The following is a 26,060-nucleotide window of genomic DNA, read 5'->3' as shown; positions in this document are numbered from 1 at the left end:
GAGACCTGGATTGTGACGTCGGTGGGGGTTGGGGTGCAGGCGGTGAGGGTGACGTTGTTGGCGGCGGCTGTTTGGGCTGCGGTCTGGCAGGGGGTCGTGGTTAGTGAGTAGGCGGCGCTGAGGGCTGTTAGGTCGGCTGCGGCGGTTAGTTGGTGGCGGGCTGTGGAGATGGCGGCCCAGAGGATTGCGGTGGCCAGTGCGGTACTTAGGAGGAGGCAAGCGGTTAGGACGTGGATGGTGCCGCTGCCTTGGTCGGAGCGTGTGCGGCGGGGTGATCGAGTGGGGTGGGTTCTCTGTCGGTGGCGGGCTGGTGGGGTGTGGGGGTACGGGTGGGGGTTGGTCACGGGGTGGGCGCGGTTGGTTCGGGGTGGAGGGTGGATTGGGCGGATTGGGTGGGGGTGGGGAGGAAGGGGAGGAGGCGTCTTGGGGTGGCTTTGACGGTTACCTGGATGGCGGGAGTCGTTTGGTAGGTGACGGTTGCGGTGGGTGGGGTGATTTGGTGGATGAGGGATTGGATGTCGGCGGGGGACTCGCCGCGGGCCAGGGCTCGAGCTATGTCTCGGGAGGCGTCTATGCATTGGAGGTGGGTGGTGACTACGCCGATGCACCAGACGCCGGCCAGGAGGAGAGTTAGTAGGAAGGGGAGGGCTATTGCGGTTTCGGTGGTGATGGCGCCGCGTTGTGTGCGGGTCTGAGGCATGGGGGTCCATCGGATGGGCGAGTGAGGTAGGCCGGCCGCCGGAGGGACGACCGGCCTTGGGGGTGGAGCGCGGGCTCGGTTGGAGCGTGGAGCCTTGTTGGAGCGCTGAGCCCTTGGAACTCTGGGCTTTCAGGGCGCTGGCCCTAGAGCGTTTGGCATAGAGCCTTGAGGCTCTGGAGCGTTGGGCCTTCGGAGCCGTGTGCCGTTAGAGCGCTGGGGTTGTGGAGCGGTGGGTTCTTAGAGTTCTAGGCCTTCTACGCCTGCGAGTTTGAGGGCGTAGTTGATGAGGGCCTTTAGGGCGTTGAGCATGACGTCGGACTTGAGGAGGGAGACGAGGATTCCGCCTAGGCCGCAGGCGGCGACGATGGTTACGGCGTATTCGGCGGTGGCGGCGCCTCGCTGGGAGGGGGTGCGGAAGCGGCGGGGGCGGCGGGCGGGGGTGTTGGGGTGGGACATTGAGGGGCCTCCTGGGTTGGTGTTCTTGTCAAGAAGATGCAGGGGGAAACGGGTTGCTGGGAAAGAAGTTTGGGGTTGTGGACAACTGGTTGCCTTGGGCATCTTTAGGGATGGGTCAGGTACGGGATCAGGGCGTCGGCGATGGTGGGGACTATCGAGAGCAGGACGAAGGCGGGTAGGAAGCAGAGGCCTAGGGGGAGGGCTGAGCGGGACTCGATGGTGCGGGCGTGTTGGTCGGCGGTGTGGTGGTGGGCTTGGCGGGTGTCGTTGGCTAGGCGTTCGAGGGTTCGGGAGAGGGGTGCGCCGGAGGTTAGCGAGCGGTCGATGGCTCGGGCTACGGCGGCGCAAGGGGGTTCGGCGTGGAGGAGGGACCAGGCGTCTTGGGGGTTGGTGCCGAGGGTTAGGCGGTGGGCGATCTCGGCGAGGAGGTCGCCTAGTGGGCCTTGGATGGCTGTGGCGACTGTGGTTAGGGCTTGTTGGGGTGGGCGGCCGGCTCTTAGGCAGGCGGCTAGGAGTTCGATGGTTAGGGGGAGGTCGTTGGCGATGGCTGCGCGTCTGCGTTTGGTGGCGGCTGGTTCTAGGCGGGACAGGGATCGCGGGATCAGGAAGTAGCCGGCAGCGGCTGGCAGTAGTCCCCACGGTGGGGTGATGAGGATTAGTAGGGCGCAGGCGGCTGTAGCGGCCACTAGTCGGTGGGCTCGGGGTGGGCTGGGTCTAGCGGAGGTGGTGGGTTGTAGGCGTCTGAGGTCGGTGGGGGTGCGGAAGAGGAGAGTGGTGCAGAGGGCGGCTGCGGTGGCGGCTAGGAAGGTAGTTGTCATGGGCAAGGGGTTTGGGTTGCTAGGCGGGTGGTCCAGTGGAGGCCTAGGGCGGTGAGGGCCAGGCCGCTGGTGAGGCATAGCCAGCCGGGTGGGGTGGTGGTGAGGAACGTCAAGGGGTGTGCGCCCAGGGAGTAGCCGAGTGCGATTCCGAAGAGAGGGAGGGCGGCGAGGATTCGGGCTGAGGAGCGGGCGCCGGCTAGGCCTGCTGCGGTTTGGCGGTGGATGGCTTCGTTGGCGCGGAGGGAGTCGGCTAGGCGTTCGGTGAGGGTGGCGAAGGCGGCACCGGATTCCTCGGCTACGCGCCAGGTTGCTGCTAGTGCGCGGAGGCCTTCGCTGCCTGGGGATTGGGCGACTTGCTCGAGTGCTGTTGGGACGTCGCTGCCTAGCTTGGCTGCGGCGTGGGCTGGGTGAAGGTCGGGAGCGATGGTGGCGGCGCCGCCGAGCGCGTCGATGGGTGGGCGGCCTGCTGCCAGGTCGGCGGCTAGTACGTCTAGGGCTTCGATGACGGTGGTACGGCGGGTTGTGGCGGCTGCTTGTCGTCGGTGTTGTTCTCGCTGGAGCCAGGCGAGGGTGGTGATGGTGGCGATTGCTGCGGTGGAGAAGAAGACTGGTGGGCCGAAGGTGAGCAGGACGAGTGCGGCTGCTGGGACGAGCAGGAGGATTCGGCGGCGGGTGGAGAGGCGGGTGGCGGTCGGGTGATGTGGAGGGGTGGTCAAGCGGCGCAGTGGGTGAAGAGGGAGCGGGAAGAAGAGGTGGAGGGCTAACAGAGAGCAGAGGGTGGCGAGGAGACGGCTCATGTGACTCCTTGAGAGGAGCGGGCAGGCGAGGGCTGAGCATCTGGAGGAGAGGGCGGCGATTGGGCGCCACCTACGGGTGTCAAAGGGTGGTGCCGGGTTAGGCGGCGGCCTGGCGGGTGGGGTGGGTGAAGCGTTCGGCGGCGGGGTGGAGGGTGGGTGGGCCGGTTGGGGGGAAGTCGACTGCGGGGCGGGTGATTACTTCGCCGGTGGGGAGGCGGTCCAGGACGTGGATTGAGGTGAGGCGGCGTTGGCCGGTGGGGGTTTTGGCGAGGTGGATGACGGCTTGTAGGGCTGAGGCGAGTTGGCTGTGGATGGCTTCTCGGGGGAGTCCGGCTAGGGCTCCTAGGGCTTCTATGCGGGCTGGGACGTCGGTGGGTGAATTGGCGTGGATGGTTCCGCAGCCGCCTTCGTGGCCGGTGTTCAGGGCGGTGAGCAGGTCGACTACTTCGGCGCCTCGGACTTCGCCGACGATGAGGCGGTCGGGGCGCATGCGGAGGGCTTGGCGGACTAGGTTGCGGAGGGAGATCTCGCCGGTGCCTTCGACGTTGGGTGGGCGGGCTTCCAGGCGGACGACGTGTGGGTGATCGGGGCGGAGTTCGCTGGCATCTTCGACTACGAGGAGGCGCTCGTTGGGGTCGGTGGCGGACAGGAGGGCGCTCAGGAGGGTTGTTTTGCCTGTGCCGGTGCCGCCGCTGATGAGGAAGGCGAGGCGGGAGACCAGGAGATCGCGGAGCAGCGCGGCGCCTTCGGGTGGAAGGGAACCGGCTTCGACTAGTGAGTCGAGGGTGAAGACTTTGCGGGCGGGGACTCGGAGCGACAGACAGGTGCCTGGGGCTGCGATCGGGGCTAGCACTGCGTGGAAGCGAGTGCCGTCCTGGAGGCGTACGTCGACGTACGGGGTGGCGTCGTCGAGTCGGCGGCCGGCGGCAGCCGCTAGTCGGGTGGCTAGGCGGCGGATGGCGGCGTCGTCGCCGGTGTGGACGAAGACGCGTTCCAGGCCGGAGCCGCGGTCGAGGTACACCTCGTCGGGGCCGTTGACGAGGATGTCGGTGACGCCTGGTTCGGCGAGGAGGCTATCGAGTGGGCCGGCGCCCAATGCCTCGCGATGCAAGGCGGCGACGACAGCAAGGACGGTGGAGTCGCCGTACACACCGCCGTCGGCGCGCAGGGCCGCGGCAACCCGCGCTGGGGTTGGCTCGCCGCCTTGCACGGCGAGACGGTCGCGGACGCGGACGAGGAGATCGGCGGAGATGATCATAAGAACAGATCGAGGAGAGTGCCGGCAGCTCGGGCCAACGAACCTCTCGGGTTCGGGTCGAAGCGGCCCTGATCCATCGCCACGGGGAGGTCGCGCTCATCGGCGACAACAGTTGCCAAGGGCAAGGATAGGTGCGCCGCGGCCTCGGCGGCGGGGATGGCCGGACGGCGGCTCGAGCGGGCGATGACGCGGAGATCCCCCGCGACCTCAGCGAGTGGACCGACCAGGCGTTTGGCTGCAGCAAGGGAGCGGATGTCGCACGGGACGACGAGCAGGGTTGCCGTGGCACGGACGAAGGCTTCCTCGACGGCGGGATCGGGTCGGCGTGGCAGGTCGAGGACCACTAGGTCGTTGTTGCACTGAGCGGCATTGAGGACCGAGCGCATCGTCTCCGGTGGCAGCGCGGTGACATCGGAACGATCCCACGACAGCACCGGAAGGCCGTTGGCGGTCGGCAAGGCGGAACGAAGGGCGGCAGCACTCACACGGCCGGTGGCACTCAACAACTCAGGCCAGCGTTGACCGGGATCGCGTTCGATGCCGAGGGCAAGCTCAATTCCGCCACCCAGTGGATCACCGTCGATCAGCATGGTTCGCAGACCACGGCGATTGCCGGAGAGCGCAACGGCGGCGGCCATGGTGGTGGCCCCCGCTCCCCCGCAGCCGCCGACGAAGGCGAGCGTGGCAGCCGATCGACTGCGGCCGTCCAAGGTATCGACCAGTCGGCCGGACAACGCGACCTCGTCGGCAGGTAGCCGGAACACTGCTTCCGCGCCGACATCGAAGGCGTGGCGGTACAGCTCATCCGAGACCGATCCGGATCCGGCCAGTACGACGCCGGTACGTCGTACTGGCGTGGTGCGGGCCAGTCCCGCGACCAGGTCGTCGCCGACGATCACCAGCGGGTAGTTGAGCCAACTGCGTCGCAGGCCGTGCAGATCGCGCTCGACGAGTGGCGTGATCGAAGCCGCGGCGGCGAGCCGGAGCAGGTCGTCAAGCAGTCGTTCGTTGGTAGTTGCCATGAGCACCGATGGGCGAAGCGCTGTGGGGTCCATGCCAAGAAGATGCAGTCGTCACCGGCGTTCCGGACAGCCCACTACTGCCCTGTGGACAACGGATTGTCGGCTTTCCGCCAGCAGCGGGTATCCGCCACAGTGAGCCCGCGACCAACTCGGCGGAAACAGTTACCGTTCCTTTCGAAGTGTCTTTAACTAAATTTCACCGGACGCTTTTCCCCGCCCCAGTTCCGGAGGACCGCCCCATGAGTCGATTGCGTTTTCTCACTGCGACGGCCGCAGTGGCCGCTACCGCCCTGGTCACTGCCGCCGGCGTCTCGCTCGCGAGTGCCGAGCTGCCATCTGCCGCCCCGGCCACGCAGGCCGACGTGATGGCACCGGCCGCGGCCGGCGGCGTCAAGACCGCCTACTTCACCCAGTGGGGGATCTACGCCAATGGGTTCTACCCGAAGAACCTGATCACCACCGGCGCCGCCGCCAAGCTGGACTTCCTGAACTACGCGTTCGCGAACATCCACCCGACCAACCACACCTGCTTCATGGCCAACCAGGCCGCGTCGCAGGACGAGAACAACCCGAACGCCGGTGACGGTGCCGGTGACGCGTTCGCCGACTACGGCAAGTCCTACGGCGCCGACATCAGCGTCGACGGAGTCGGTGACGTGTGGAACCAGCCGATCCAGGGCAACTTCAACCAGCTGAAGAAGCTGAAGGCCAAGCAGCCGAACCTGAAGATCCTGATCTCGATCGGTGGCTGGACGTACTCGAAGTACTTCTCCGACGCAGCGTCCAGTGATTCGAAGCGGAAGACGTTCGTCACCTCCTGCCTGAACATGTTCATCAAGGGCGACCTGCCGGTGATCGACGGCTTCGGCGGTGCGGGCAGCGCGGCCAACATCTTCGACGGTGTGGACCTCGACTGGGAGTACCCCGGTTCGCCGAACGGCCATGTGGGCAACCACTACAGCGCTGCGGACAAGCAGAACTTCACTCTGCTGCTGGCCGAGTTCCGGTCGCAGCTGAACGCGCTCGGCAGTGCCAACGGCAAGCGCTACTACCTGACCGCCGCCACACCGGCCGGGCAGGACAAGATCGCCACGATCGAGACCGACAAGATCGGGCAGTACCTCGACTACAACAACGTGATGACGTACGACATGCACGGTGGCTGGGATGCCACCGGGCCGACGAACTTCCAGGACCCCCTGTACCAGGCGCCGAACGACCCGAGTAACCCGATCCCACCCGGTACGGCGAAGTACTCCGTCGACGGTGCGGTCAAAGCGTGGACCACGGGCGATCCGGCGTACGGCATCCCCGGTGGGTTCCCGGCGAACAAGCTGACTATCGGCTACCCGTTCTACTACCGCGGCTGGAAGGGTGTGCCCAGCACTGCCAACGGCAAGTACCAGACCGCGACCGGTCCGGCCGACGGACATGCGTTGAGTGGCAACGTTCCTGGCGTTTCCTTCTACAAGGAGCTGACCGGCTTCGTCGACAACCCGTCTGCCACCTTCTGGGACGACACCACCAAGTCGTCGTGGTTCTACCAGGGCGGCACCTTCTGGACCGGTGACAACCAGCAGTCCATCAAGGCGAAGGCGGACTACGCGCACTGCAAGGGTCTGGCCGGCGCAATGATGTATTCGATGGAGGCGCTCGACGCCGGCGTCACGCTCTTCAACCACGTCGTGAACGCGGTCAACGCGGACACTCCGGGCTGCAGCGGTCCCACGCCGACCCCGACGCCCACTCCTACTCCCACCCCGACGCCGACTCCCACCCCGACGCCGACTCCCACGCCGACGCCGACTCCGACACCTACTCCCACCCCGACTCCGACGCCCCCGACGGCCACCCCGTGGGCGCCCAACACGTCGTACGCAACCGGTGCACTGGTGAGCTACAACGGCCTTACCTACAAGTGCATCCAGGGCCACACGTCCCTGACCGGTTGGGAGCCGCCGAACGTCCCCGCACTCTGGGGCAAGGTCTGATCACGTCCCGCCCTCTGATCGGAGCAACATGAAACGCATCTCGATGGCGATCGCAGCCATCACCGCAGTAGTGCTCGCACTTCTTGTCGCACCGGCCGCGAACGCGGCCGGGGTCATTGCGACCTTCACGAAGGTGTCTGACTGGGGCAGCGGCTTCGAGGGCAAAGTAACCATCAAGAACGACACCACGAGCTCAGTGAGCACATGGTCGGTGGCACTCGACTTCCCGTCGGGCTACTCGATCTCGAGCTCGTGGGACGCCACGCGGAGCAGCAGTGGGCAGACCCACACGTTCACTCCGCCCGGCTGGGCCGGACCGCTGGCACCTGGCGCCAGCGTCACCTTCGGCTTCAACGGCAGCCCGGGTAACTTCCCCGGTCTGGCCGCCTGCCGGCTGAACGGTGGCTCCTGCTCCGGCGGCGGCCCGGTCACTCTCCCGGGTGCACCGAGCGGCCTGTCCGGTACGTCGACCGCCTCGACCGTGAGCCTGTCCTGGTCCGCGGCCAGTGGTGCAGCCAGCTACAACATCTACCGCAACGGCGCGAAGGTCGGTACGTCGACCGGTACGGCGTACACGGACTCCGGTCTCACCGCCAGCACGAGCTACAGCTACCAGGTGAGCGGTCAGAACAGTGCAGGCGAAGGCCCGAAGACCGGATCGATCTCGGTCACCACGAAGGCCGGTACCGACCCGGTCGGCAGCCGGCGGGCAGCGCCGTACCTGTACATGGGCTGGGGCGACCCGCCCAACCCGCAGACCGTCATGAACGCCACCGGCATCAAGTGGTTCACCATGGCGTTCATCCTGTCGTCCGGCGGCTGCAACGCGGCCTGGGACGGTACGCGACCACTGCAGGGCAGTGCGGACGCCACTGCGATCTCGCAGATCCGTGCGGCCGGCGGCGACATCGTGCCGTCGATCGGTGGCTGGAGTGGTAACAAGCTCGGCCCGAACTGCAGCACACCGGAGGCACTGGCCGGTGCGTACCAGCAGGTCATCAACGCCTACAACCTGAAGGCGATCGACATCGACATCGAGAACTCCGACGAGTTCGAGAACGAGGTGGTCCAGGACCGCATCCTGAACGCCCTCAAGATCGTCAAGCAGAACAACCCGGGGATCCAGACGATCCTCACCTTCGGTACGTCGACCACCGGCCCGAACTACTACGGCAACCGGCTGATCGAGCGGTCCCAGGCACTGGGCGCCAACATCGACGTCTTCACGCTGATGCCCTTCGACTTCGGCAGCTCGAACATCTACAACGACACCGTCGGCGCCTCGACGGGTCTGAACAACAAGCTGAAGTCCGTCTTCGGCTGGACCACCGCCCAGGCCTACGCGCACCAGGGCATCTCCGGAATGAACGGTCTGTCCGACCAGCAGGAGATGACGACGACGGCGACCTGGCAGAACATCACCAACTGGGCCAAGACCAACGGCCTGGCCCGGCTGGCGTTCTGGTCCGTGAACCGGGACCGCGGCTGCGCAGGCGGCGGCGTGGTCTCCAACTGCAGTGGTATCGCCCAGCCCGACTGGGAGTTCACCCGCATCACTGCAGGCTTCTGACGGTCTGTACGGCGGGTGCTCGTCAGGGGCACCCGCCGTACCGGCTCAGGTCGAGACGACTGGGCGGGACCGGACAAACGTGCGGAACCGCTCAGCAGCAGGTGCCAGCTGCGCCCGGAGTCGCCAGGTCATCCCGATCTCGCGGCGTGACTGCACTCCGGCCAGCGGCACCGCCACCGCGCCACTGTCACTGCCGCGGATCGCACTCGACGGCAGAACTGCCACACCGAGCCCGGCACCGACCAGACTGTCGATGGTGTTCAGGTCGGTGGCCTCGAACGCCAGTCGCGGTACGAAGCCCGCAGTACGACACAGCTCGTCGGTGATCCGCCGAAACCCGAACCCTGGTTGCAGACCGACGAAAGGCTCGTCTGCAGCCGTAGCCAGCTCTACGCGCCGCCGGGAAGCCAACGGGTGTCCTGGTGGGACGTGCAGCGCCAGCCGTTGCTGCTCGAGCGGGTGCCAGCCGAACCGCTCCGGATCCGGCCTGGGCGCCGTGAGACCGATGTCCGCATCACCATTCTCGAGGTCCTCGACGATGCCGGTCGAGGGGCCCTGCCGCAGCGCGAACTCAGCACTGGGGCCTACCGCCCGGAACGCCTTCAGCAGATCCGGCAGCAGACTCGTGGCCACCGAGTGCAGGAACGCCAGCCGCACAATTCCCGACTCCGGATCGAGCAGCTCGTCGATCCGATGCTGAGCACGGTCGACGGCCGCTGTCCCCGCGCGAGCCGCCTCCAGCACGATGCGGCCGTACGGATTCAGGCGTAGCCCGCGATGCTCACGCTCGAACAGCGGTACGCCGAACGCCTCCTCGACCCGGCGCAGCGACCGGGACAGATTGGGCTGGCTGGTACCCAACACCGTCGCCGCAGCGGTGAGGTGTTCGGCCTCCGCGAGTACGGCGAACCAACGCAGATCCTCGACATGCATACGGATATCGTATCTATTTCTGCTGAGATCGACATTTTACGTATCCCCGCGATCGTGGCACCGTCGAAGACATGCACCAATCTGTCGCAGTCGGCTACCGGCCCGGAGACGCGGCGTACCGCCGGCTCTCAGTGGCACTGTTCGCAGCCGGGCTGGCGACCTTCGCCCTCCTCTACAGCACCCAACCGCTGCTCCCCGACCTGTCCGAGTCGTTCCACGTCTCCCCCAGCCAGAGTGCGTTCAGTGTGTCGTTCGCGACATTCGGCCTCGCTCTGGCGCTGCTGGTGGTCGGACCGGCGTCAGAGGCGATCGGCCGAACCACTCTTATGCGTTGGTCGGTCGCCGGTACGTCGCTCTTCGCACTACTCGCCGCGTTCGCGCCCACCTGGCATGCGCTGCTCGCACTGCGCGGTCTGCAAGGGATAGCGATGGCCGGTCTGCCAGCTGTAGCTATGGCCTACCTGCGCGAGGAGGTCCACGCCGACAGCCACGCACGCGCCAGCGGCCTCTACATCGCCGGTACGGCGGTCGGTGGCATGTCCGGCCGTCTTGTCGCCGGCGGTTTGGCCGACCTCGGCGGATGGCGGTTCGGAGCCGCCGGAATCGCCGTACTGGGTCTGGTCTGCGCAGCAGTCGTCTGGTGGCTTCTGCCGTCATCGCAGAACTTCCGTCCAGGTTCCGCACGCCCATTCTCTGGCCGGATACTGCGAGACCCCGCACTACTTGCGCTGTATGGAATCGCAGCCACTGCTATCGGGGGATTCGTAGCGGTCTACAACGGCGCAGTGTTCCGGCTGTCAGGCGAGCCCTACCTCCTGACCGCCGGTGCGTCCGGACTGGTCTTCTGCGTCTACCTGCTCGGATCGGCCGGGTCCGCAGGTGCCGGACTGCTGGCAGACCGCTTCGGACGACGCGCCGTCGTACCAGTGGGCTGTCTGATCACCCTGGCCGGCGTAGCGATCACTCTGGCCGCGCCACTACCACTCATCGTGCTCGGACTGGCAGTGCTGACGGCAGGGTTCTTCGCAGTCCACGGAGTCGCCAGTGGCTGGGTTCCAGCCCGAGCACACGCCGCAGGTATCGGAACCGGCCAGGCCTCGAGCATGTACGTGTTCTCGTTCTACCTCGGCTCATCCATCTTCGGAGGTCTAGCCGGTACGGCGTGGAGTCGCGCAGGCTGGAGTGGTGTCGCAGTGGAAGCCGGCGTGCTGTTCGCAATCGCTCTGGTGTTGGCACTCGCCCTGAAGGCTGTTCCTAGACTGGACACGTGACCAAGGCAACGGATGCGGCTGACCAGCTCGGACTGAGCTACGAACTGACCCAGCACGGCCCGGTGAACTCACTGGAGGAGGCCGCCGCGGCGAGGGGTATCGAACCGGCCAAACTGATCAAGACGATCGTGGTGCGGCTGGCGGACGACGACTACCGGTTCGTCCTGGTCCCGGGCGACCGTGAGATCGCCTGGCCGAAGCTGCGCACGCTACTCGGCGTGAAGCGGATGTCGATGCCAGACAAGGACACCGCCTTCGCGGTCACCGGCTACCTCCGCGGCACGATCACCCCGCTGGGCAGCACCCACGCCTGGCCGGTGATCGCCGACGAACGCATCACCGGCACCATCTCCATCGGCGGCGGCGACTTCGGCACTGGCATCACAGTGGACGCCGACGAGCTCGCGAAGGCCCTCAACGCGACAGTCGCCGATGTGACCGACTGAACCGACGGGGTGGGTGAAAGCCCACCCTATGAGTGGTTGAAGGGCCATGCCCCGGAGCGCTGATCCCCGGTTGGCTGGATGACATGACAACCACCGTGGATCCACCGGTCCGTGTCGGGAAACCCGCCGTCTGGGCGCTTGCCTTGCTGGCAGCCGCCACCGGCACCCTCGAGTCGGTAGTGACACCGACGCTCCCACTCCTGCAACGCGAACTGTCGATGAGCCGTGCTGAAGGAGCATTGCTCGGCGTCGCCATGCTCATCACGGGCGCCATCATCGCGCCCATCGCCGGCAACCTCGGTGACCGTTTCGGCGGCAAATGGGTCATGGTCCGGCTGATGGCGGTCGTGGCGACCGGTGGCCTGGTGTCCGCGCTGGCACCGAACCTGCCGGTCCTGCTGCTCGGTCAGGTACTGGAGGGCGCCATGGTCGGCGCGATGCCACTCTCGTTCATCCTGGTCCGCAAGCACCTCCCAGCGGGAGAGTCCGCGGTGGCCATCGGGGTGGTCAGCGGCATGTTCGTCGGCGGCGGCATGCTGGGCACGTTGATGGCCGGTCCGATCGCGGAGGGGCTGTCGCGGCACTGGATGTTCGCGATCCCGACCATGGCCATCGTCATCACGACCCTGGCCGTCCATCGGCTGATGCCGAACGATCCGCCGGCCCGGTCGGACGCCCGGATCGACTGGCCCGGTGTGGTGCTGCTGAGCGGCATCTTGGTGACGCTGATGGCCGTACTCCAGGTCGCACCCAACGCCATCGACCAACCGCTCCTGCTCGGCGCGCTCGTCGTACTGCTGGCCGGTCTGGTGACCGGATGGATCCAGGTTGAGCGCCGTGCTGCCGCACCGATGATCGATCTGCGCCTGCTGGCGAAGCCTGCGCTGTGGAGCTCCTATGTGATCACCTTCGCCGTCTGCGTCGGCACCGCGGGGGCGACTTACCTCGTGCCGCAGCTGTTCGACGTGTCCGCGGACGGGTACGGCTTCGGGGCAAGCCCCACCGACATCGGGCGCTACCTGTTGCCCAGCGCTATCGCGGCGGCCGTCAGCGGTCCGCTCGGTGGGCTCGCAGTACGGCGCTTCGGCTCGAGTGCCGTGCTCGCGACCGGAATCGGCGTCATGACGACCGCACTGTTCGCCCTGGCGTTCGTACACGCCGAGGTCTGGCACCTGGTCGTCGGCAAAGCGCTGATCGCCCTGGCGAGTGGCGTCTGCATCACCGCAATGGTCGTCAAGACCGCCGACGCGGTCGACGAGGAGAGCACCGGCATCGCCACGAGTCTGGTGCTGGTGACGCGCGTGCTCGGCTTCGCGTTCGGCGTACAGGTCAGCGGCTCCATCCTCGACGCCGGGAAGCTCTCCGGTACGACGGTCCCGGCTGAATCGGCGTACAGCACCGGCTTCGTCATCGCCGCCACCGTCACCGCACTGTCCCTGTTGGTCATCCGCACACTGCACAAGGGAGTCAAAGCATGAAGGCCCTGATCTCTGGAGCAAGTATCGCCGGCCCCGCGCTCGCGTATTGGCTGAACCGCTACGGCTACACAGTCACGGTGGTGGAGCGGGCGGGCGCACCACGCAGCGGTGGCTACCCCATCGACATCCGCGGCACCGCACTGGACGTCGTCCGGCGGATGGGGATCCTCCCGCAACTGCAGGACACCAAGATCGACCTGCGGCGGATCACCTTCCTCAACGAGGACGGCAGCACGGTTGCCGCAGTCAATCCGCACGCCGTCGCCGGCAGCGATGCCGGACAGGACCTGGAGGTACGGCGCGGAGACCTGACCAAGGCCTTGTACGCCGCAGTCCGTGACGACGTGGAGTTCGTATTCGACGACTCGATCGAGTCACTCGACCAGTCCGACCGGGGAGTCGACGTCACGTTCACCAGTGGTGGCACAGGGACGTTCGACCTGGTGTTCGGCGCGGACGGTCTGCACTCACGGACCCGGGCGCTTCTGTTCGGTCCGGAAGAGCAGTTCCTGCACTACCTCGGGTACTGCTTCGCTGGGTTCAGCATGCCCAACACCTTCGGCCTCTCCGACGAGGTGGTCATGTGGAACACCCCAGGCAGAGCTGCGGCTGTCTATGCCGTCGGCGACGACGAGGTGCACGCGCTGCTGACCGTCGCACAACCACAACCAGAGCCGTCACCAGACCTGATCGCTGAGACCTTCAGCGACGCGGGCTGGGAAGTGCCGCGCATGCTGACAGCGCTCCGCGACGCGGATGATCTGTTCGTCGACACCGTCAGCCAGGTCCGGATGCCACAGTGGTCCAGAGGCAACGTGGCACTGGTGGGCGACGCGGCCTACGCACCGTCGTTTCTGACTGGGCAGGGCACCAGCCTGGCGCTGGTCGGCGCGTACAGGCTCGCGCACTCCGTAGCCAACGAGGGCTTGGCGGCGTACGAAAGCAGCAACCGCGCGTTCGTGACCGCGAACCAGGGCAAGATCGGTGTGGGGGACGCCAAGCTGATCCCCACCACCAGTCAGGCACTGGAACAACGCAACACGATGCTGCGCAACTTAAACCAGTAGGCCTCGCTGTCCGGCGCGGAGGCCTGCTTGGAAGCGGGTGGTGGCGTCGAGGGCTCGGAGGATGCGCTGCATGCGGCGTTCGACGGTTCGTTGGGCTACTCCTAGTCGGCGGGCGATGGCCTGGTCTGTCAAGCCGGCAGCGGCCAGCGAGAGCAGTTGCTGGTCCTCGAAGCTCAACGGTCCGTCCGATGGCGTCGGGGACAGCGGACTGCCCTGATGCCAGAGGAGGTCGAAGAGTCGGAGTAGTCCGTCGAGCAGGCTGGACGGACCGACCTCGACGATCACGTCGTGGCTGGTCGGCAGCAGCGCCATCCGGCGATCGACGACCAGCATCTTGAGCGGTACGTCGCGCAGCATCCGGCAACCGGTGGATCGCGCAGCCATCAGATCGGTCGGCTCGGACAGCGAGTCCATGTCGAAGATCGTCCGGTACGTGACGCCGTGCGCCCGACGCGCCTCGACCGGCACGACGACGTACGGCGGTCGGTCCAGCACCAGTACTTCGTCCTGAGCGCACTGCTGCGCTTGGTAGAACCGCTGGGCGACCGCTTCGACGCCACGGATCACTGTGAACGCGTCATGCCGGGCTCTGAACTCGGCAGTCAGCACAGAGGCACCGACTCGGGCTTCGACGATGGCTGCCTGTTTCCGCAGCGCTAGTAACTCGACTGCTGCCTCAGGGACCGCTGGGAAGTACCGGGCTGGCCTCCCGGGCATGCGAGAGGCCAGCCCGAGTGAAAGCAGTGACCGCAGATGTCGGCTGACCCGAGTGGCCGGCCAGCCGGTGTCGTTCGCCAGGTCTGTCGTTGTGGACTCCGGGCGGGCCAGAAGCGCCCGATAGAGCTGCTCGTCCTCCGAGCAGACACCGAGCGCTTCCAGCACCGGAGCGGGGCGGTAGTTGTGCATCAGGGCAGGGCGTGGACGTGGGAGCCGACCTGATTCGCGAACGCGTTGCCGTTCAACGCATCCCAGTTGGTCGACCACGTCATCGCACCGCGCAGTGTCGGCCAGGGGGTGGTCGGCTTGTAGCTGCCGCAGTTCGTACCGCGCGCCAGACAGTCCAGCGCGTTGTTCACGATCGTCGGCGAGACGTAGCCACTACCAGCGGCCCGAGTCGACGCAGGCAGGCCCAGACCGACCTGGTCGGGACGCAGGCCGTTCTGCAGCATGATGCAGGCCTGTGCGGTGATGAAGTCGACCGAGCCCTGTGAGTACACCTGTCCGTTGCAGCCGTTCATCGAACCGGAGTTGTAGTACTGCACGTTGACGATGGTCAGGATGTCCTTGATCGCCAGCGCGAGTTTGAAGTACTCGAACGTCGTCGCCTGCATGTCGATCGTCTGCGGCGCCATGGTGATGATGAGGCCGCTACCGAACTGACTCTGCAGGCTGCGCAGCGCCTGGCCCATGTACTGCGCGTTGACGCCGTTCTCGAGGTCGATGTCGATCCCGTCGAAGCCGTACTCGCGCAGCACGCTCAGCGAGGTGCTGGCGAAGTTGGCCGCCGCAGTGGCGTTCGCAACCGAGATCGTCCCGTTCTGGCCACCGACCGACAGGATGACCTTCTTCCCGGCCGCCTTCTTCGCCGCGATGTCGGACTTGAACTGCGCGACCGTGTAGCCGCCCAGCCCTGCACTGTCGAGGTTGAACGTGATCCCACCCGGCCGGGCGGCATCCGCGTCAGCGAAGGCGACCGCGATCAGGTCGTACGCCGCAGGTACGTCAGAGATCTTCTGGACGGTCGCACCGTTGTTGAAGTTCTGCCAGTACCCGGTCAGCACGTGCTTGGGCAGGCTCCCGCCCGGATTGGTCGGCCCACTGGTCGTCGTCCCCGAGACCGAGGCGCCGTACGGCGAGCAGTTGCCGCTGGGGTCACACGCCCGCACCTTGAAGCTGTACGTCGTCGTCGGGCTCAGCCCGGTCGCCGTCCAGTTGGTGACGTTGCCGACGCTCTGTGCGGCCTCAGTCCCGCGTACGACGTCGTAGTGGTCGATGCCATTCGCATCTGTCGCGGCTGACCAGTTGAGCTGCAGCGAGCTCGACGTCGGGCTACCGACAGCCAGTCCGCCGGGAGTGGACGGCGGAGTGGTGTCCGGCGTACCGCCCGGGCCATCCAGTACGACGTCATCCGCGCCGTACGGCGGTAGTCCGTACCAACCGTGCAGGTAGATGGTCACCGACGTGGCCGAGGCGCTCGTGGTGAAGGGGACGGTCAGCTGACTCCAGGAGCTGCTGGTGGTCCAGGTCGACGCTCCCCCGTCCACACCGAGGTAGACGTTGGACCCGGTCACCCACGCCGACAGCGTGTACGCCGTACTGGGGCGGACCGAGATCGTCTGGCTGCAGCGTCCGATGTCGGAACCGCTGGGGGCCGACTGCAGTCCGTAGGAACCGGAGTGGGCGGAGCTGGTCACAGTGCCGGCAGCGCACTGCCAGCCGGACAGCGTGCCGGACTCGAACGAGCCGTTCACGACGAGGTTGGTGGCGGCATGTCCGGTCGCTGGGACCAGGACGAGACCCATCAGGGCGAGGACAAGGGCGATCAGGCTGGTGATGACCGCTGCCTGGGGGCGGCGTGCAGGCGGTTTCATGATTAGAAACTGTGGCTGCGTAACTACATTGTCAAGACCCTGCATAAAGTGAACGCGCTCTCACGCTGAGGAAACTGAAAAATATACAGATTCTGTACAGTGGAACGCGCTTCCCGCGAGAGCCCGCAGAATGGAACCTCGAAACTTTCAAACGCTCCATCGCGTAGCGAGAGCGACCTGAAGGAGGAAAGGCGACGGCCCCCGGCGGGGGGGGTGACCGGGGGCCGTCTTCGGCCACGGGCTCGGGGGGAGGAGCCGGGGGCCGTTCAGGAGGCGACAGTCTGCCACTGTCAGGGGGTATGTACCCCCCAAGTCTGGATCTCACACATCTCAGTTCTGTTGCAACCAGATGCGCACTTCCCAGGCGTCGCGGCCGGTGAACCGACCGTTGCGACCAGTACCACTGTCACACTGATCAACAGTCTAACGGGAGAGTCGCCAACACAAAAGCCCGGGTCGCCCGGCGTTTCTCCCGGATGCCTATCCTCGACCTCATGGAGCACGCCGAACAGCCCTCTGAGACCGCCCGATCGGCCGCCTTCTTCGATCTGGACAAGACCATCATCGCGCGCTCGAGCACGCTCGCTTTCTCCCGGCCGTTCTACGCCGGCGGGCTGATCAACCGGCGCGCCGTGTTACGCAGTGTGTATGCCCAGTTCGTCTATCTGCTCGGCGGCGCCGACCATGACCAGATGGAGCGGATGCGCGAATACCTGTCGGCGATGTGCACCGGCTGGGATGTCGGGACCGTGAAGGCGATCGTCGCCGACACCCTGCACCACATCGTCACGCCGATGATCTTCGAGGAGGCGGTCGAGCTGATCGACCGGCACCACGCGGCGGGCCGGGACGTGGTGATCGTCTCGTCGTCCGGCGCCGAGGTGGTCGAGCCGATCGGGGCGATGCTCGGAGCCGACAAGGTGATCGCCACCCGAATGGTAGTTGCCGATGGCAAGTATACCGGCGAGATCGCGGACTATGCCTACGGGCCGCACAAGGAGACCGCGATCCGGGCGCTGGCCGCGACCGAGGGTTACGACCTGGCGGCCAGCTACGCCTACTCGGACTCGATCACCGACGAGCCGATGCTGGCCGCGGTCGGACACCCGTTCGCCGTCAATCCGGACAAGGCACTGCGCCGGCTCGCGCAGTCGCGAGACTGGCCGGTACTGGATTTCAGCGAACCGGTGGGCCTCACCGAGCGTTCCCGCCTCAAGGATGTACGGCGTCCCGCACTGGCCGCCGGCGTGGTCGCGGGGATCGCTGCCGGGGCCTTCCTGCTGGCATCCAGGCGGCGTGGCAGATCATCGGTTGAGTAGCTGAAAGCTGAAGTTTGCTTCATTCTTCTCAACTCCATGAACACCGCGCTTACCCTTCACAGGAAGGGATTTCAGGAGTACAAAGGAAGCACAAAGGATCTTCGGATCCGGTAGAGATTGCACGGCGATCCGGCACCCACGCGGCGACCAGCCCATCCCAACCGGGCAGCGCGACCCAGGCCAGTCCTGTGGCGGCAGACAGGTGCACGCATGGTAACCAGATCGACGTGCCAGCGACGGCGCTCTCCCCGTGAGAGCGCCGTTCGCATTTCCCAGTACTACAGCGAATTCAGCCCGCCAGTGGTGACCGCTCGGCTCCCAGGGCAACGACTTCACAGGATCGGAGCAACCAATCCCGGACGCCGACCAGACCTCGCGCTGTGTAGTCATTGAGCGCCGGCACATAGGTTGCCGACAACTCCCAGTGACCGAGCTCCGGAACCGTGACCGCGACCGGATCGATGCCTCGGGCAACTAAAACCGCGCGCTCCGCGGCCCGGGCGACCAATCCGTTCGCGGTCGGGAAGGGACGCAGTACGGCGAGCTCGGCGTGCACGATCGCGGCAACCACCAGGCCCGGCGCCTTGGACGGCTGACTCAGCGCCTTGCCCAGCGCGCTCAGCCGCTCCCACATCTCCTCGGCGGGCGGTGCCGGCGGCAGTCCGGGGATGTCGTCGGGCACGGGCTCGCGGCTGGTCCGCAAATGGCCCAGTGTCGGCTCCGGTCCCAGGTCCGCCCCGGCCAACTGGTGCAGTCTGGTCCAGACCTGGACTGGTGCGGTGTCCACCTGCGGCGCAAGCCGCATCAGCTCACCGGTGATCCGGACCGCACCGGTGACCAGCGGGTCCGCACTGCCCTCCCGTGCCTCGTCCAGCGTCGCCGGACTGCCCGCCAGTGCAGCCGACGCGTGCGCACCCCGCAGCAACGCCTCAGCGGTCATGTCCGCGCCCACCTTGCGCAGTCCCCTGTCCCGGAGCAGTACGTCGACCGCATCCCGCGCCGCGCGCGCTGCCGACCCCACCCCCTCCAGACCGGCGAGTGGCTCGAACACATCTGTTGTCATAGCTGCAGCCTAAGATGACGTGGCATGGCGCTCGGTACCGTCCCTAAGTTCAGCATCGTGGTCCCCTGCCATGCCTCGCGGGCGTGGCTGCGACCGTGCCTGGACTCGGTGCTCAGCCAGTCGTTCACCGATTTCGAGGTGCTCGGGGTCGACGACGCGGACGCTGACGGCTCCGGGCGCATCCTGGACGAGTACGCCGCGGCTGATCCGCGGGTGCGGGTGCTGCACCTGGAGGAGAACGTCGGGCTCGGTCCGGCCCGGAATGCCGGGCTGAAGGAGTGCCGCGGGGAGTACGTGCTGTTCCTGGACGCCGACGACCTGTACCTGCCCGGCTCGCTGGAGGCGATCGCCCGCCGGATCGACGACACCGGGCAGCCGGACATCGTGCTGTTCGACTACGAGCGGATCTTCTGGGACGGGCGGCTGGTCGGCAACCAGCGGCACGACGCGTTCGCCCGGGAGGGCGCCGGGGTGTTCACCGCGGCGGAGCGGCCGATCTTCCTCACCTTCCTGGAGATCGTCTGGAACAAGGCCTACCGGCGCGACTTCCTCAGCCTGCACGGCTTCGCCTTCACCGCCGGCTTCTACGAGGACGCGCCCTGGACGTACTCCACGATGCTCACCGCGGAGCGCATCGCCACCCTGGACCGCGTGGTGGTGCACTACCGCCAGCACCGCACCGGGGGCAACATCCACGCCACCAGCGGCCGCCGGCAGTGGGACATCTTCGACCAGTACGACCGGGTGCACGCATTCATCCAGTCCGATCCGGAGCTGGCCGGCTGGCGCCGGTTCGCGTTCGACCGGTCGCTGGACCACATCCTCGCCGTACTGGCCAAGCCGGAGCGGATCGCACCTGAGGACCGGGCTGACTTCTTCCATGCGGCCCATGCGTTCGCCAAGCGGTGGAAGCCGGAGGACTACACCACTGACCGCAGCAGGCGCGGGTTCCGGCGCTGGCAGCTCATCTACGACGACTATGCGACGTACTCGACGCTCAAGGTGACCGGGAAGGTCCTGCAGATCCCGAGTCCCCGCAAGACCGCCGGCAAGCTGCTGCACCGCGCCAAACTCGACCCGAACCTGGCCGTGTACGCCGCCTCCCGGTGCACCCGGTACGCGTGCAACCCGCGGGCGATCTACGAGAAGGCGGCCGAGCTGGCGCCACAGGTCCGCGGGGTCTGGGTGATCGAGTCGGAGCACCTGGCCGACATCCCGGAGGGCGTCGAGTACGTCGTCGCGGGGTCACCGGCGTACCAGAAGCTGCTCGCGCGGGGCACGTACTTCGTCAACAACGCGAACTGGTCGAAGGATGTGCAGAAGCGCCCCGGACAGGTCCATCTGCAGACTCAGCACGGCACACCGCTCAAGACGCTGACCATTGCGCCGGACTTCGAGCAGGTGGACCACTGGGACTTCAACCTGTCCTCGAACCGGTACTCCTCGGAGATCTGGGAGCGCACCTACCCGTCGTACTTCGAAGAGCTCGAGTACGGGTACCCGCGCAACGACAGGCTGCTGGCGGCGACTCTGGAGGAGGTCCGGGCGGTCAGAGCGTCACTCGGGTTCGACGACTCGCAACTGGTACTGCTGGACGCCCGCGAGGAGTCACACTTCGACCTGGGCCGGCTGGACGAGGCGGTGGTGCTCGATGCGAACGCCGGTCCGCGTCTCGACGACCTGATGCTGGCGGCCGACGTACTGATCGCGGACTACTCCCCCCTCACCTTCGACTACGCGAACCTGGACCGTCCGATCGTGCTGCTGATCGACGGGCCGCCTCGGGACGCCTACTTCGATGTCACCGAGTTCTCCCCCGGTGTGGTCGCTCGGTCGGCGGAGGAGCTGTTCGCTGCGTTCCGCACTGGTGCTTTCGCCGCACCAGAGGCCGCCAAACACCGCCAGCTGTTCCGAGAGCGCTTCTGCGAGTACGACGACGGCCGGGCCGGCGAACGCGTCGTACGGCGGGTGTACCTGGGCGAGGACGACGTACCGGCGATCACGCCGTTGGCCGAGCGGTCACCGGCACCATCGGCGTACTGGAGCAATCGTCATGCATAATGGCTGACATGACGCGACGACGACAGACTGCCTGAACACCTCAGCCTTCCCTGTTCACGTCTGTCGTTTTGAAGGACTTCTCTCATGTCCGCTGTGTCGTCTGTGCTTGCCTCCAGACTGTCCGATGCGTCCACCACCGCCTTCGGTATCACCCTCGATCCCGAGCTGCGGTCGGCGACCAAGCCTGAGTTCGGCCACTACCAGACCAATCTGGCGCTGCGGCTCGGCAACCAGCTCAGCCTGCCCCCACGGGAGGTTGCTGCGCGCCTGGTCGCCGCACTGAAGGTCGACGACCTGTGCGAGACCCCTGCGATCGCAGGGCCCGGTTTCGTCAACCTGACCTTGCGGTCTGACGTTCTGGCGGCCGCAGTCAACGACCGTACGGCGTTCGCGCCGCGGGGCGAGCGGGTTGTCGTGGACTACTCGCAGCCGAATGTGGCGAAGCAGATGCATGTCGGCCATCTGCGGTCGACCGTGATCGGGGACGCCGTCTGCAACGTGCTGCGGTACGTGGGCTACGAGGTGATCCGGCAGAACCACGTCGGCGACTGGGGCACGCAGTACGGGATGATGATCGAGCAGCTGCTCGAAGAGGACCTGGACCCGGAAACCCTTGATTTACAGGGCTTGCAGGCGCTCTACGAGCGGAGTCGGCGGCACTTCGACAGTGACGGTGACTTCGCGGATCTGGCCCGGCTGCGGGTCGTCGCGCTGCAGACCGGCGATCCGGCGACCCGGGCGAGCTGGCAGCGGATGGTGGACGTCAGCCTGGCGGACTTCGAGCAGGTGTACGCACGGCTCGGCTCGGCGCTCACCAGAGCCGATGTAGTCGGCGAGAGCGCCTACAACGACGACCTGCCAGTGATCGTGGCCGAGCTCGAACAGGACGGTCTGCTGACCGAATCCGAGGGCGCCTCCTGCGCGTTCCTGCCCGGGTTCGTCGGACGCGACGGTGAGCCGCTGCCGGTCATCGTGCGGAAGTCGGACGGCGGTTTCGGCTACAGCGCTACCGACCTGGCGGCGATCCGGCATCGGGTGAAGACCTTGCACGCCAAGCGGATCGTGTATGTCGTCGACCACCGGCAGGCGCTGCATTTCGACATGATCTTCACGCTGGCCCAGGCAGCCGGCTGGTTGCCGCCGACAACTACAGCTGAGCATGTGAGCTTCGGCACCGTGCTGGGCCCCGATGGCAAGCCGTTCAAGACCAGAGCCGGCGGCACGGTCAAGCTGACCACCCTCCTGGAGGAGGCGGTGGAGCGGGCCGACGCGCTGCTGGCCGACAGGACTGGTATTGACCGCGCTGCAACCGCCGTGGCCGTTGGCATCGGGGCGATCAAGTACGCCGACCTGTCCAGCGACCGGGACAACGACTACGTGTTCGACCTGGACCGGATGGTCGCCATGTCCGGGAACACTGGTCCGTACCTGCAGTACGCGCATGCCCGGCTGACCCGGCTGCTCACGAAGGCCGGCGAGACCAGTGGCCTGGTGACTGTTTTGGAGCACCCGGTGGAGCAGCGGCTGGCGCTGCTGCTGACTGGCTTCGACGACGTCGTACTGCAGGTTGCGGAGACGCTGCAGCCGCATCGGCTGTGTACCTACCTGTACGAGCTGGCCGCTGTGTTGTCTGTGTTCTACGAACAGTGCCCGGTGTTGCGGGGTGAAAACCGGAGCAGCCGGATCGCGCTGTGCGCGGCGACCCGGCAGGTGTTGCAGGATGGGCTAGGTCTACTGGGCATCGCGGCACCCGACGCGATGTAACTGTCTGAAGGGGGTTGTCGATGCTGCCGTGGTCGATCGACTGGGCGGGAAGACTCGAGCAAAAGACGTACGACAGCGCGTTGCTGCGGGGGAACCCGCTGGGCGACCCGCACGAGCGGCCGGTGCTCGTCTACCTGCCACCCGGGTACGACGAGTCCGAGCAGCGCTACCCGGTGGTCTACGTGACCATGGGGTACACCGGTCATCTTGGGATGTTCTTCAACCGCGTGGCCTTCCGGCAGCCGTACCCGGAGTTGCTGGACGCGATGTTCGCGGTCGGCGACGTACCGCCGGCCATCGTGGTGTTCGTCGACACCTGGACCCGGTTGGGCGGTAGCCAGAGCCTCGACTCCCCCGGCGCCGGCCAGTACCTGTCGTACGTGTGCGACGAGATCGTGCCGTGGGTGGACGCGTCGTACCGGACCATCGCGGACCGCGACCACCGGGCGATGACTGGTAAGTCCAGTGGCGGCTACACCGCCATGGTGATGCCCCTGATGCGCCCCGACGTTTTCGGCGCCCTGGCGACGCACGCGGGTGACGCGAGCTTCGAGCTCAGCTACCGCAGCGACTTCCCCCGGATCGCCCGCATCCTGCGGGACAAGTACGACAGCGACATCCAGAACTTCCTGAAGGACGCCGCTGGGAGAGCAGGCCGGCTGCAGAACGAGGACATCGAGCTCTACGAGATCTATGGCGTCTCCTCGGCGTTCTCCGCCGAGCCGGATGGGACCGTGCTGCTGCCGTTCGACGACCTCGGCGAGGTGATCCCTGAGGTCTGGGAGCGCTGGCTGGCGCTGGACCCGGTCGAGATGCTCAAGCAACCGCAGTACGCCGACGCAGCGCGCTCGATGCGAGCCATCTGGATCGACGCCGGCCGCAGCGACGAGTACTACCTCGACCTCGGTGCGACTGCGTTCCACCGCGGTCTGCAGGCGATCGGCGTACCGGAGGAGAAGGTGTACTTCGAGCTGTTCGACGGCAAGCACGGCGGAATCGAGTACCGGTACCCGATGGCCGTCCGCTGGCTCAGCGAGCGGTTGCAGTGACCTGGCCCGAGGGGATCGTCGCCCGGTCGATCACCACGGGCGACGCACCCGCCTGGGCCGACCTACTCGCCGCCCGCGAGGCATTCGACCAGGACGGGGAGAACTACGACGCCTCCGACCTCCTGGAGGAGCTGGAGGACCCGCAGCTCGATGCCGAGCGGGCCACCGTCGGACTGTGGTCCGGCGACCAGATGATTGGCTACGCGAAGATCCATCCGGCCAGGACGGTCGTCGACGTCGATCGGGTGAGCGTCGAGGGCACTGTGCATCCGGAGTGGCGCCGGCGCGGTCTGGGCGGCGCTCTGATGCGCTGGACCATCCACGCCGCTGGTGAACAGCACGCGGCGACCTTCCCGGACTCCCCCGGTGAGGTTCGGGCAAGTGCCAAGAACACCCACGAGGGCTCGATCGCCATGCTGCGTGGCCTCGGCTTCGAGGAGGCCCGGTACTTCTTCGACATGAAAGCGCCATTGGACGGGCCGCTCCAGTCCTTCGAGACACCGGACGGTCTCCAGCTGGTGCACTACGACCCGTCGTTCGACGAGGCACTGCGGGTGGCTCACAACGAGGCCTTCCGCGACCACTGGGGTTCCGTGCCGCGCGATCCGGAGAGCTGGAAGACCCACGTGACCGGCTCGCGGGCGTTCCGCCCCAAGCTGTCGTACGTCGTACTGGACGGGGACACGGTGGCGGCTTACGCGCTGGGGTACGAGTGGGCCGCTGACACCGCGGTAACCGGGATTCGCGAGGTGTACGTCGGTCAGGTCGGCACGCGGCGCGCGTACCGCGGACGTGGGTTGGCCCGGGCTGCCCTGGCGACAGTGCTCGCCGAGGGGGCCCGGGCCGGTTACCAGCGCGCCTCGTTAGGAGTGGATGCCGACAACCCCACTGGTGCCCTCGGTCTCTACGAGAGCCTTGGCTTCGTTGTCCACAGCAAGTGGATCACCTTCCGCCGGGCCCTGTGAGCGGCGTAGCCAGGTCCACGGCTTCACGCTGATCACGATCATCGAGAGGCTCAGTACGGCGTACACGGCCGCACCGATGAAGGCTGCGTGGACACCGTCGGTCAGTACGGCGCGAGGCGTCGTACCGGCTGAGCCACGGCTCGCCGTACCGAAGACGGTGACGAGGATGCCGAGGCCCAGTGCGCCACCTACCTGCTGGACGACGTTCAGCAGACCGGATGCGGCGCCGGAGTCCTCCGGTGCGACGTTGGCGATGGCCCGGCCGACCAGCGGGATGAAGAGCATGCCTGCGCCGAGTCCGAAGACCACCATCGGTCCGACCACGTTGGCGAGGTAGGTGCTCGACGCGTCCAGCTGGGTGAGCCAGAGCGTGCCGGTGGTGATCAGCAGCGAGCCGAGGAGCATTAGACGCGTACCGTCGATCCGGTTGAGCACCCTCGGGACGACGCGCGATGCGGCGAACAGCAGACCGGTCATCGGCAGGAACGCCAGCCCGGCCGCCAGCGGGCTCAGCTCGAGCACCCCCTGCAGGAACTGCGTCAGGAAGAAGAACATCCCGAACATCGTGCCGACCACCAACAGCATGGTCAGGTACGACGCCGAACGCGATGCGAACCGGAAGAGTCGCAGCGGCACGATCGGGTGGCTGACGCGGCGCTCGATCAGTACGAAGGCGACCAGCAGGACCACACCGGCAGTGAATGCGGCGATCGCCTCGGGGGCGGTCCAGCCAATGTCGGCGACGCGGATGAAGCCGTAGACGAGGGATGAGATGCCGAGGGTGGACGTGATCGCACCGGCGATGTCGAACCGGCCGGTCTCACGCTCGGTCTCGGTCAGCACCTGACGGGCCGCGATGATCAGACCGATACCGATCGGGACGTTGATGAACAGACCCCAGCGCCACGATGCCCAGTCGGTCAGCATGCCACCGAGGACGAGGCCGACGCTGCCGCCGCCGGAGGAGACCAGGCTGTAATAGCCCAGGGCCTTCATCCGCTCCGGACCTTCGCGGTAGGTGAGCATCATCAGGGTCAGCGCGGCCGGTGCTGCGATGGCGCCACCGACGCCCTGCAGGACCCGGGCAGTGAGCAGGAGCTCGGCGCTCGGAGCGAGGCCGCCGAGCAGTGAGGCGAGGGTGAAGATACTGACACCGGCGATGAAGACGCGGCGGCGGCCGAGCAGGTCGCCGGCGCGGGCGCCGAGCAGGAGCAGGCCGCCGAAGGCCAGGGCGTAGGCGTTCTGCACCCAGGACAGGCTGGACGGACTGAAGTCGAGGGCGTGCTGGATCTTGGGCATTGCGATGTTCACCACGGTCGCATCCAGGATCACCATCAGCTGGGTGACCAGGATGACCGCGAGAACAACCCCGGGTCGCCGGGTGGTCGTGCCTGACATATTGCTCCTTACCCCGGAGGGGCTACAGTTGAGGGAGGAAGTG

The 26,060-nt window shown here is 66.7% G+C and carries 23 protein-coding genes; 11 read left to right on the top strand and 12 right to left on the bottom strand.

The annotated features are described in order from the left end of the window. The 7 genes from ABD231_RS42175 to ssd form a co-directional block, all read right to left on the bottom strand. Positions 1 to 344: Rv3654c family TadE-like protein (locus ABD231_RS42175; RefSeq protein ID WP_425554191.1), on the bottom strand; the 344-nt coding region annotated here is incomplete at its 3' end. Beyond that, the gene (locus tag ABD231_RS18255) at positions 341 to 700 is read right to left on the bottom strand and encodes a TadE family type IV pilus minor pilin (RefSeq protein WP_344152870.1); all 360 of its coding nucleotides are present in this window, start codon (positions 698 to 700) and stop codon (positions 341 to 343) included. The genes ABD231_RS18255 and ABD231_RS42175, both read right to left, overlap by 4 nt. A gap of 237 nt (positions 701 to 937) precedes the next feature. Further along, a complete protein-coding gene (locus tag ABD231_RS18250) occupies positions 938 to 1,156 on the bottom strand; it encodes a DUF4244 domain-containing protein (RefSeq protein WP_344152866.1) in 219 nt (72 codons plus the stop codon). A 104-nt stretch (positions 1,157 to 1,260) separates the two neighbouring features. Then, positions 1,261 to 1,974, bottom strand: coding sequence for a type II secretion system F family protein (locus ABD231_RS18245; RefSeq protein WP_344152863.1), 714 nt, complete (start codon positions 1,972 to 1,974; stop codon positions 1,261 to 1,263). Beyond that, a complete protein-coding gene (locus ABD231_RS18240) occupies positions 1,971 to 2,690 on the bottom strand; it encodes a type II secretion system F family protein (protein ID WP_344152860.1) in 720 nt (239 codons plus the stop codon). The genes ABD231_RS18245 and ABD231_RS18240 overlap by 4 nt, the downstream gene beginning before the upstream one ends. 178 nt (positions 2,691 to 2,868) lie before the next feature. Next, positions 2,869 to 4,029 carry a TadA family conjugal transfer-associated ATPase gene (locus tag ABD231_RS18235; protein WP_344152858.1) on the bottom strand — a complete coding sequence of 387 codons (1,161 nt, stop codon included), beginning with the start codon at positions 4,027 to 4,029 and terminating at the stop codon, positions 2,869 to 2,871. After that, on the bottom strand, positions 4,026 to 5,084 hold the full coding sequence (ssd, locus tag ABD231_RS18230; RefSeq protein ID WP_344152856.1) for a septum site-determining protein Ssd: 1,059 nt from the start codon (positions 5,082 to 5,084) through the stop codon (positions 4,026 to 4,028). Before ssd ends, ABD231_RS18235 begins: the two co-directional genes overlap by 4 nt. A 206-nt stretch (positions 5,085 to 5,290) precedes the next feature. On the opposite strand from ssd, the gene ABD231_RS18225 reads away from it, so the two are divergent. Both ABD231_RS18225 and ABD231_RS18220 read left to right on the top strand, forming a co-directional pair. Continuing rightward, on the top strand, positions 5,291 to 7,042 hold the full coding sequence (locus ABD231_RS18225) for a glycosyl hydrolase family 18 protein (protein ID WP_344152853.1): 1,752 nt from the start codon (positions 5,291 to 5,293) through the stop codon (positions 7,040 to 7,042). Positions 7,043 to 7,070: 28 nt separating this feature from the next. Further along, the gene (locus tag ABD231_RS18220) at positions 7,071 to 8,612 is read left to right on the top strand and encodes a glycoside hydrolase family 18 protein (RefSeq protein WP_344152850.1); all 1,542 of its coding nucleotides are present in this window, start codon (positions 7,071 to 7,073) and stop codon (positions 8,610 to 8,612) included. A 45-nt stretch (positions 8,613 to 8,657) separates the two neighbouring features. Here ABD231_RS18220 and ABD231_RS18215 read toward each other — a convergent pair whose 3' ends face one another. Next, entirely contained in the window at positions 8,658 to 9,545 is an 888-nt protein-coding gene (locus tag ABD231_RS18215) for a LysR family transcriptional regulator (protein ID WP_344152847.1), read from the bottom strand. A 71-nt stretch (positions 9,546 to 9,616) separates the two neighbouring features. On the opposite strand from ABD231_RS18215, the gene ABD231_RS18210 reads away from it, so the two are divergent. The 4 genes from ABD231_RS18210 (at position 9,617) to ABD231_RS18195 (ending at position 13,807) form a co-directional block, all read left to right on the top strand. Beyond that, positions 9,617 to 10,816: an MFS transporter gene (locus ABD231_RS18210; RefSeq protein WP_344152844.1), complete on the top strand. Its 1,200-nt coding sequence runs from the start codon at positions 9,617 to 9,619 to the stop codon at positions 10,814 to 10,816. Continuing rightward, on the top strand, positions 10,813 to 11,262 hold the full coding sequence (locus ABD231_RS18205; RefSeq protein ID WP_344152841.1) for an aminoacyl-tRNA deacylase: 450 nt from the start codon (positions 10,813 to 10,815) through the stop codon (positions 11,260 to 11,262). Before ABD231_RS18210 ends, ABD231_RS18205 begins: the two co-directional genes overlap by 4 nt. A gap of 83 nt (positions 11,263 to 11,345) precedes the next feature. Continuing rightward, positions 11,346 to 12,740 (top strand): MFS transporter, encoded by a 1,395-nt coding sequence (locus ABD231_RS18200; protein ID WP_344152837.1) that lies wholly within the window; start codon positions 11,346 to 11,348, stop codon positions 12,738 to 12,740. Beyond that, complete coding sequence (locus ABD231_RS18195) at positions 12,737 to 13,807, top strand: FAD-dependent monooxygenase (protein WP_344152834.1); 1,071 nt, start codon at positions 12,737 to 12,739, stop codon at positions 13,805 to 13,807. The genes ABD231_RS18200 and ABD231_RS18195 overlap by 4 nt, the downstream gene beginning before the upstream one ends. Here ABD231_RS18195 and ABD231_RS18190 read toward each other — a convergent pair. Further along, the gene (locus ABD231_RS18190; protein ID WP_344152831.1) at positions 13,796 to 14,713 is read right to left on the bottom strand and encodes a helix-turn-helix domain-containing protein; all 918 of its coding nucleotides are present in this window, start codon (positions 14,711 to 14,713) and stop codon (positions 13,796 to 13,798) included. The genes ABD231_RS18195 and ABD231_RS18190 overlap by 12 nt on opposite strands. Further along, a complete protein-coding gene (locus ABD231_RS18185) occupies positions 14,713 to 16,398 on the bottom strand; it encodes a chitinase (protein ID WP_344152828.1) in 1,686 nt (561 codons plus the stop codon). The genes ABD231_RS18190 and ABD231_RS18185 overlap by 1 nt, the downstream gene beginning before the upstream one ends. Before the next feature lie 494 nt (positions 16,399 to 16,892). On the opposite strand from ABD231_RS18185, the gene ABD231_RS18180 reads away from it, so the two are divergent. Then, entirely contained in the window at positions 16,893 to 17,717 is an 825-nt protein-coding gene (locus ABD231_RS18180; RefSeq protein ID WP_344152825.1) for an HAD family hydrolase, read from the top strand. A 289-nt stretch (positions 17,718 to 18,006) separates the two neighbouring features. Here the strand turns inward: ABD231_RS18180 and ABD231_RS18175 are convergent, their stop codons facing one another. Next, positions 18,007 to 18,780 carry a Fic family protein gene (locus tag ABD231_RS18175; RefSeq protein WP_344152822.1) on the bottom strand — a complete coding sequence of 258 codons (774 nt, stop codon included), beginning with the start codon at positions 18,778 to 18,780 and terminating at the stop codon, positions 18,007 to 18,009. Positions 18,781 to 18,804: 24 nt separating this feature from the next. Between ABD231_RS18175 and ABD231_RS18170 the strand changes: the two genes are divergently transcribed. From ABD231_RS18170 to ABD231_RS18155, 4 genes are all read left to right on the top strand, one after another. Next, entirely contained in the window at positions 18,805 to 20,841 is a 2,037-nt protein-coding gene (locus ABD231_RS18170; protein WP_344152819.1) for a bifunctional glycosyltransferase/CDP-glycerol:glycerophosphate glycerophosphotransferase, read from the top strand. An 84-nt stretch (positions 20,842 to 20,925) separates the two neighbouring features. Beyond that, on the top strand, positions 20,926 to 22,605 hold the full coding sequence (gene argS / locus ABD231_RS18165; protein ID WP_344152816.1) for an arginine--tRNA ligase: 1,680 nt from the start codon (positions 20,926 to 20,928) through the stop codon (positions 22,603 to 22,605). Positions 22,606 to 22,625: 20 nt separating this feature from the next. Beyond that, a complete protein-coding gene (locus tag ABD231_RS18160; protein WP_344152813.1) occupies positions 22,626 to 23,654 on the top strand; it encodes an alpha/beta hydrolase in 1,029 nt (342 codons plus the stop codon). Then, complete coding sequence (locus ABD231_RS18155) at positions 23,651 to 24,619, top strand: GNAT family N-acetyltransferase (protein ID WP_344152810.1); 969 nt, start codon at positions 23,651 to 23,653, stop codon at positions 24,617 to 24,619. The genes ABD231_RS18160 and ABD231_RS18155 overlap by 4 nt, the downstream gene beginning before the upstream one ends. On the opposite strand, the gene ABD231_RS18150 is transcribed toward ABD231_RS18155, so the two are convergent. Further along, the gene (locus ABD231_RS18150) at positions 24,518 to 26,017 is read right to left on the bottom strand and encodes an MFS transporter (RefSeq protein ID WP_344152807.1); all 1,500 of its coding nucleotides are present in this window, start codon (positions 26,015 to 26,017) and stop codon (positions 24,518 to 24,520) included. The genes ABD231_RS18155 and ABD231_RS18150 overlap by 102 nt on opposite strands. Positions 26,018 to 26,060 lie beyond the last annotated feature (43 nt).

It is taken from the genome of Kribbella yunnanensis (genome assembly GCF_039529655.1).
Classification (GTDB): Bacteria; Actinomycetota; Actinomycetes; order Propionibacteriales; family Kribbellaceae; genus Kribbella; species Kribbella yunnanensis.
This window is presented reverse-complemented; position numbering and strand designations above follow the sequence as displayed.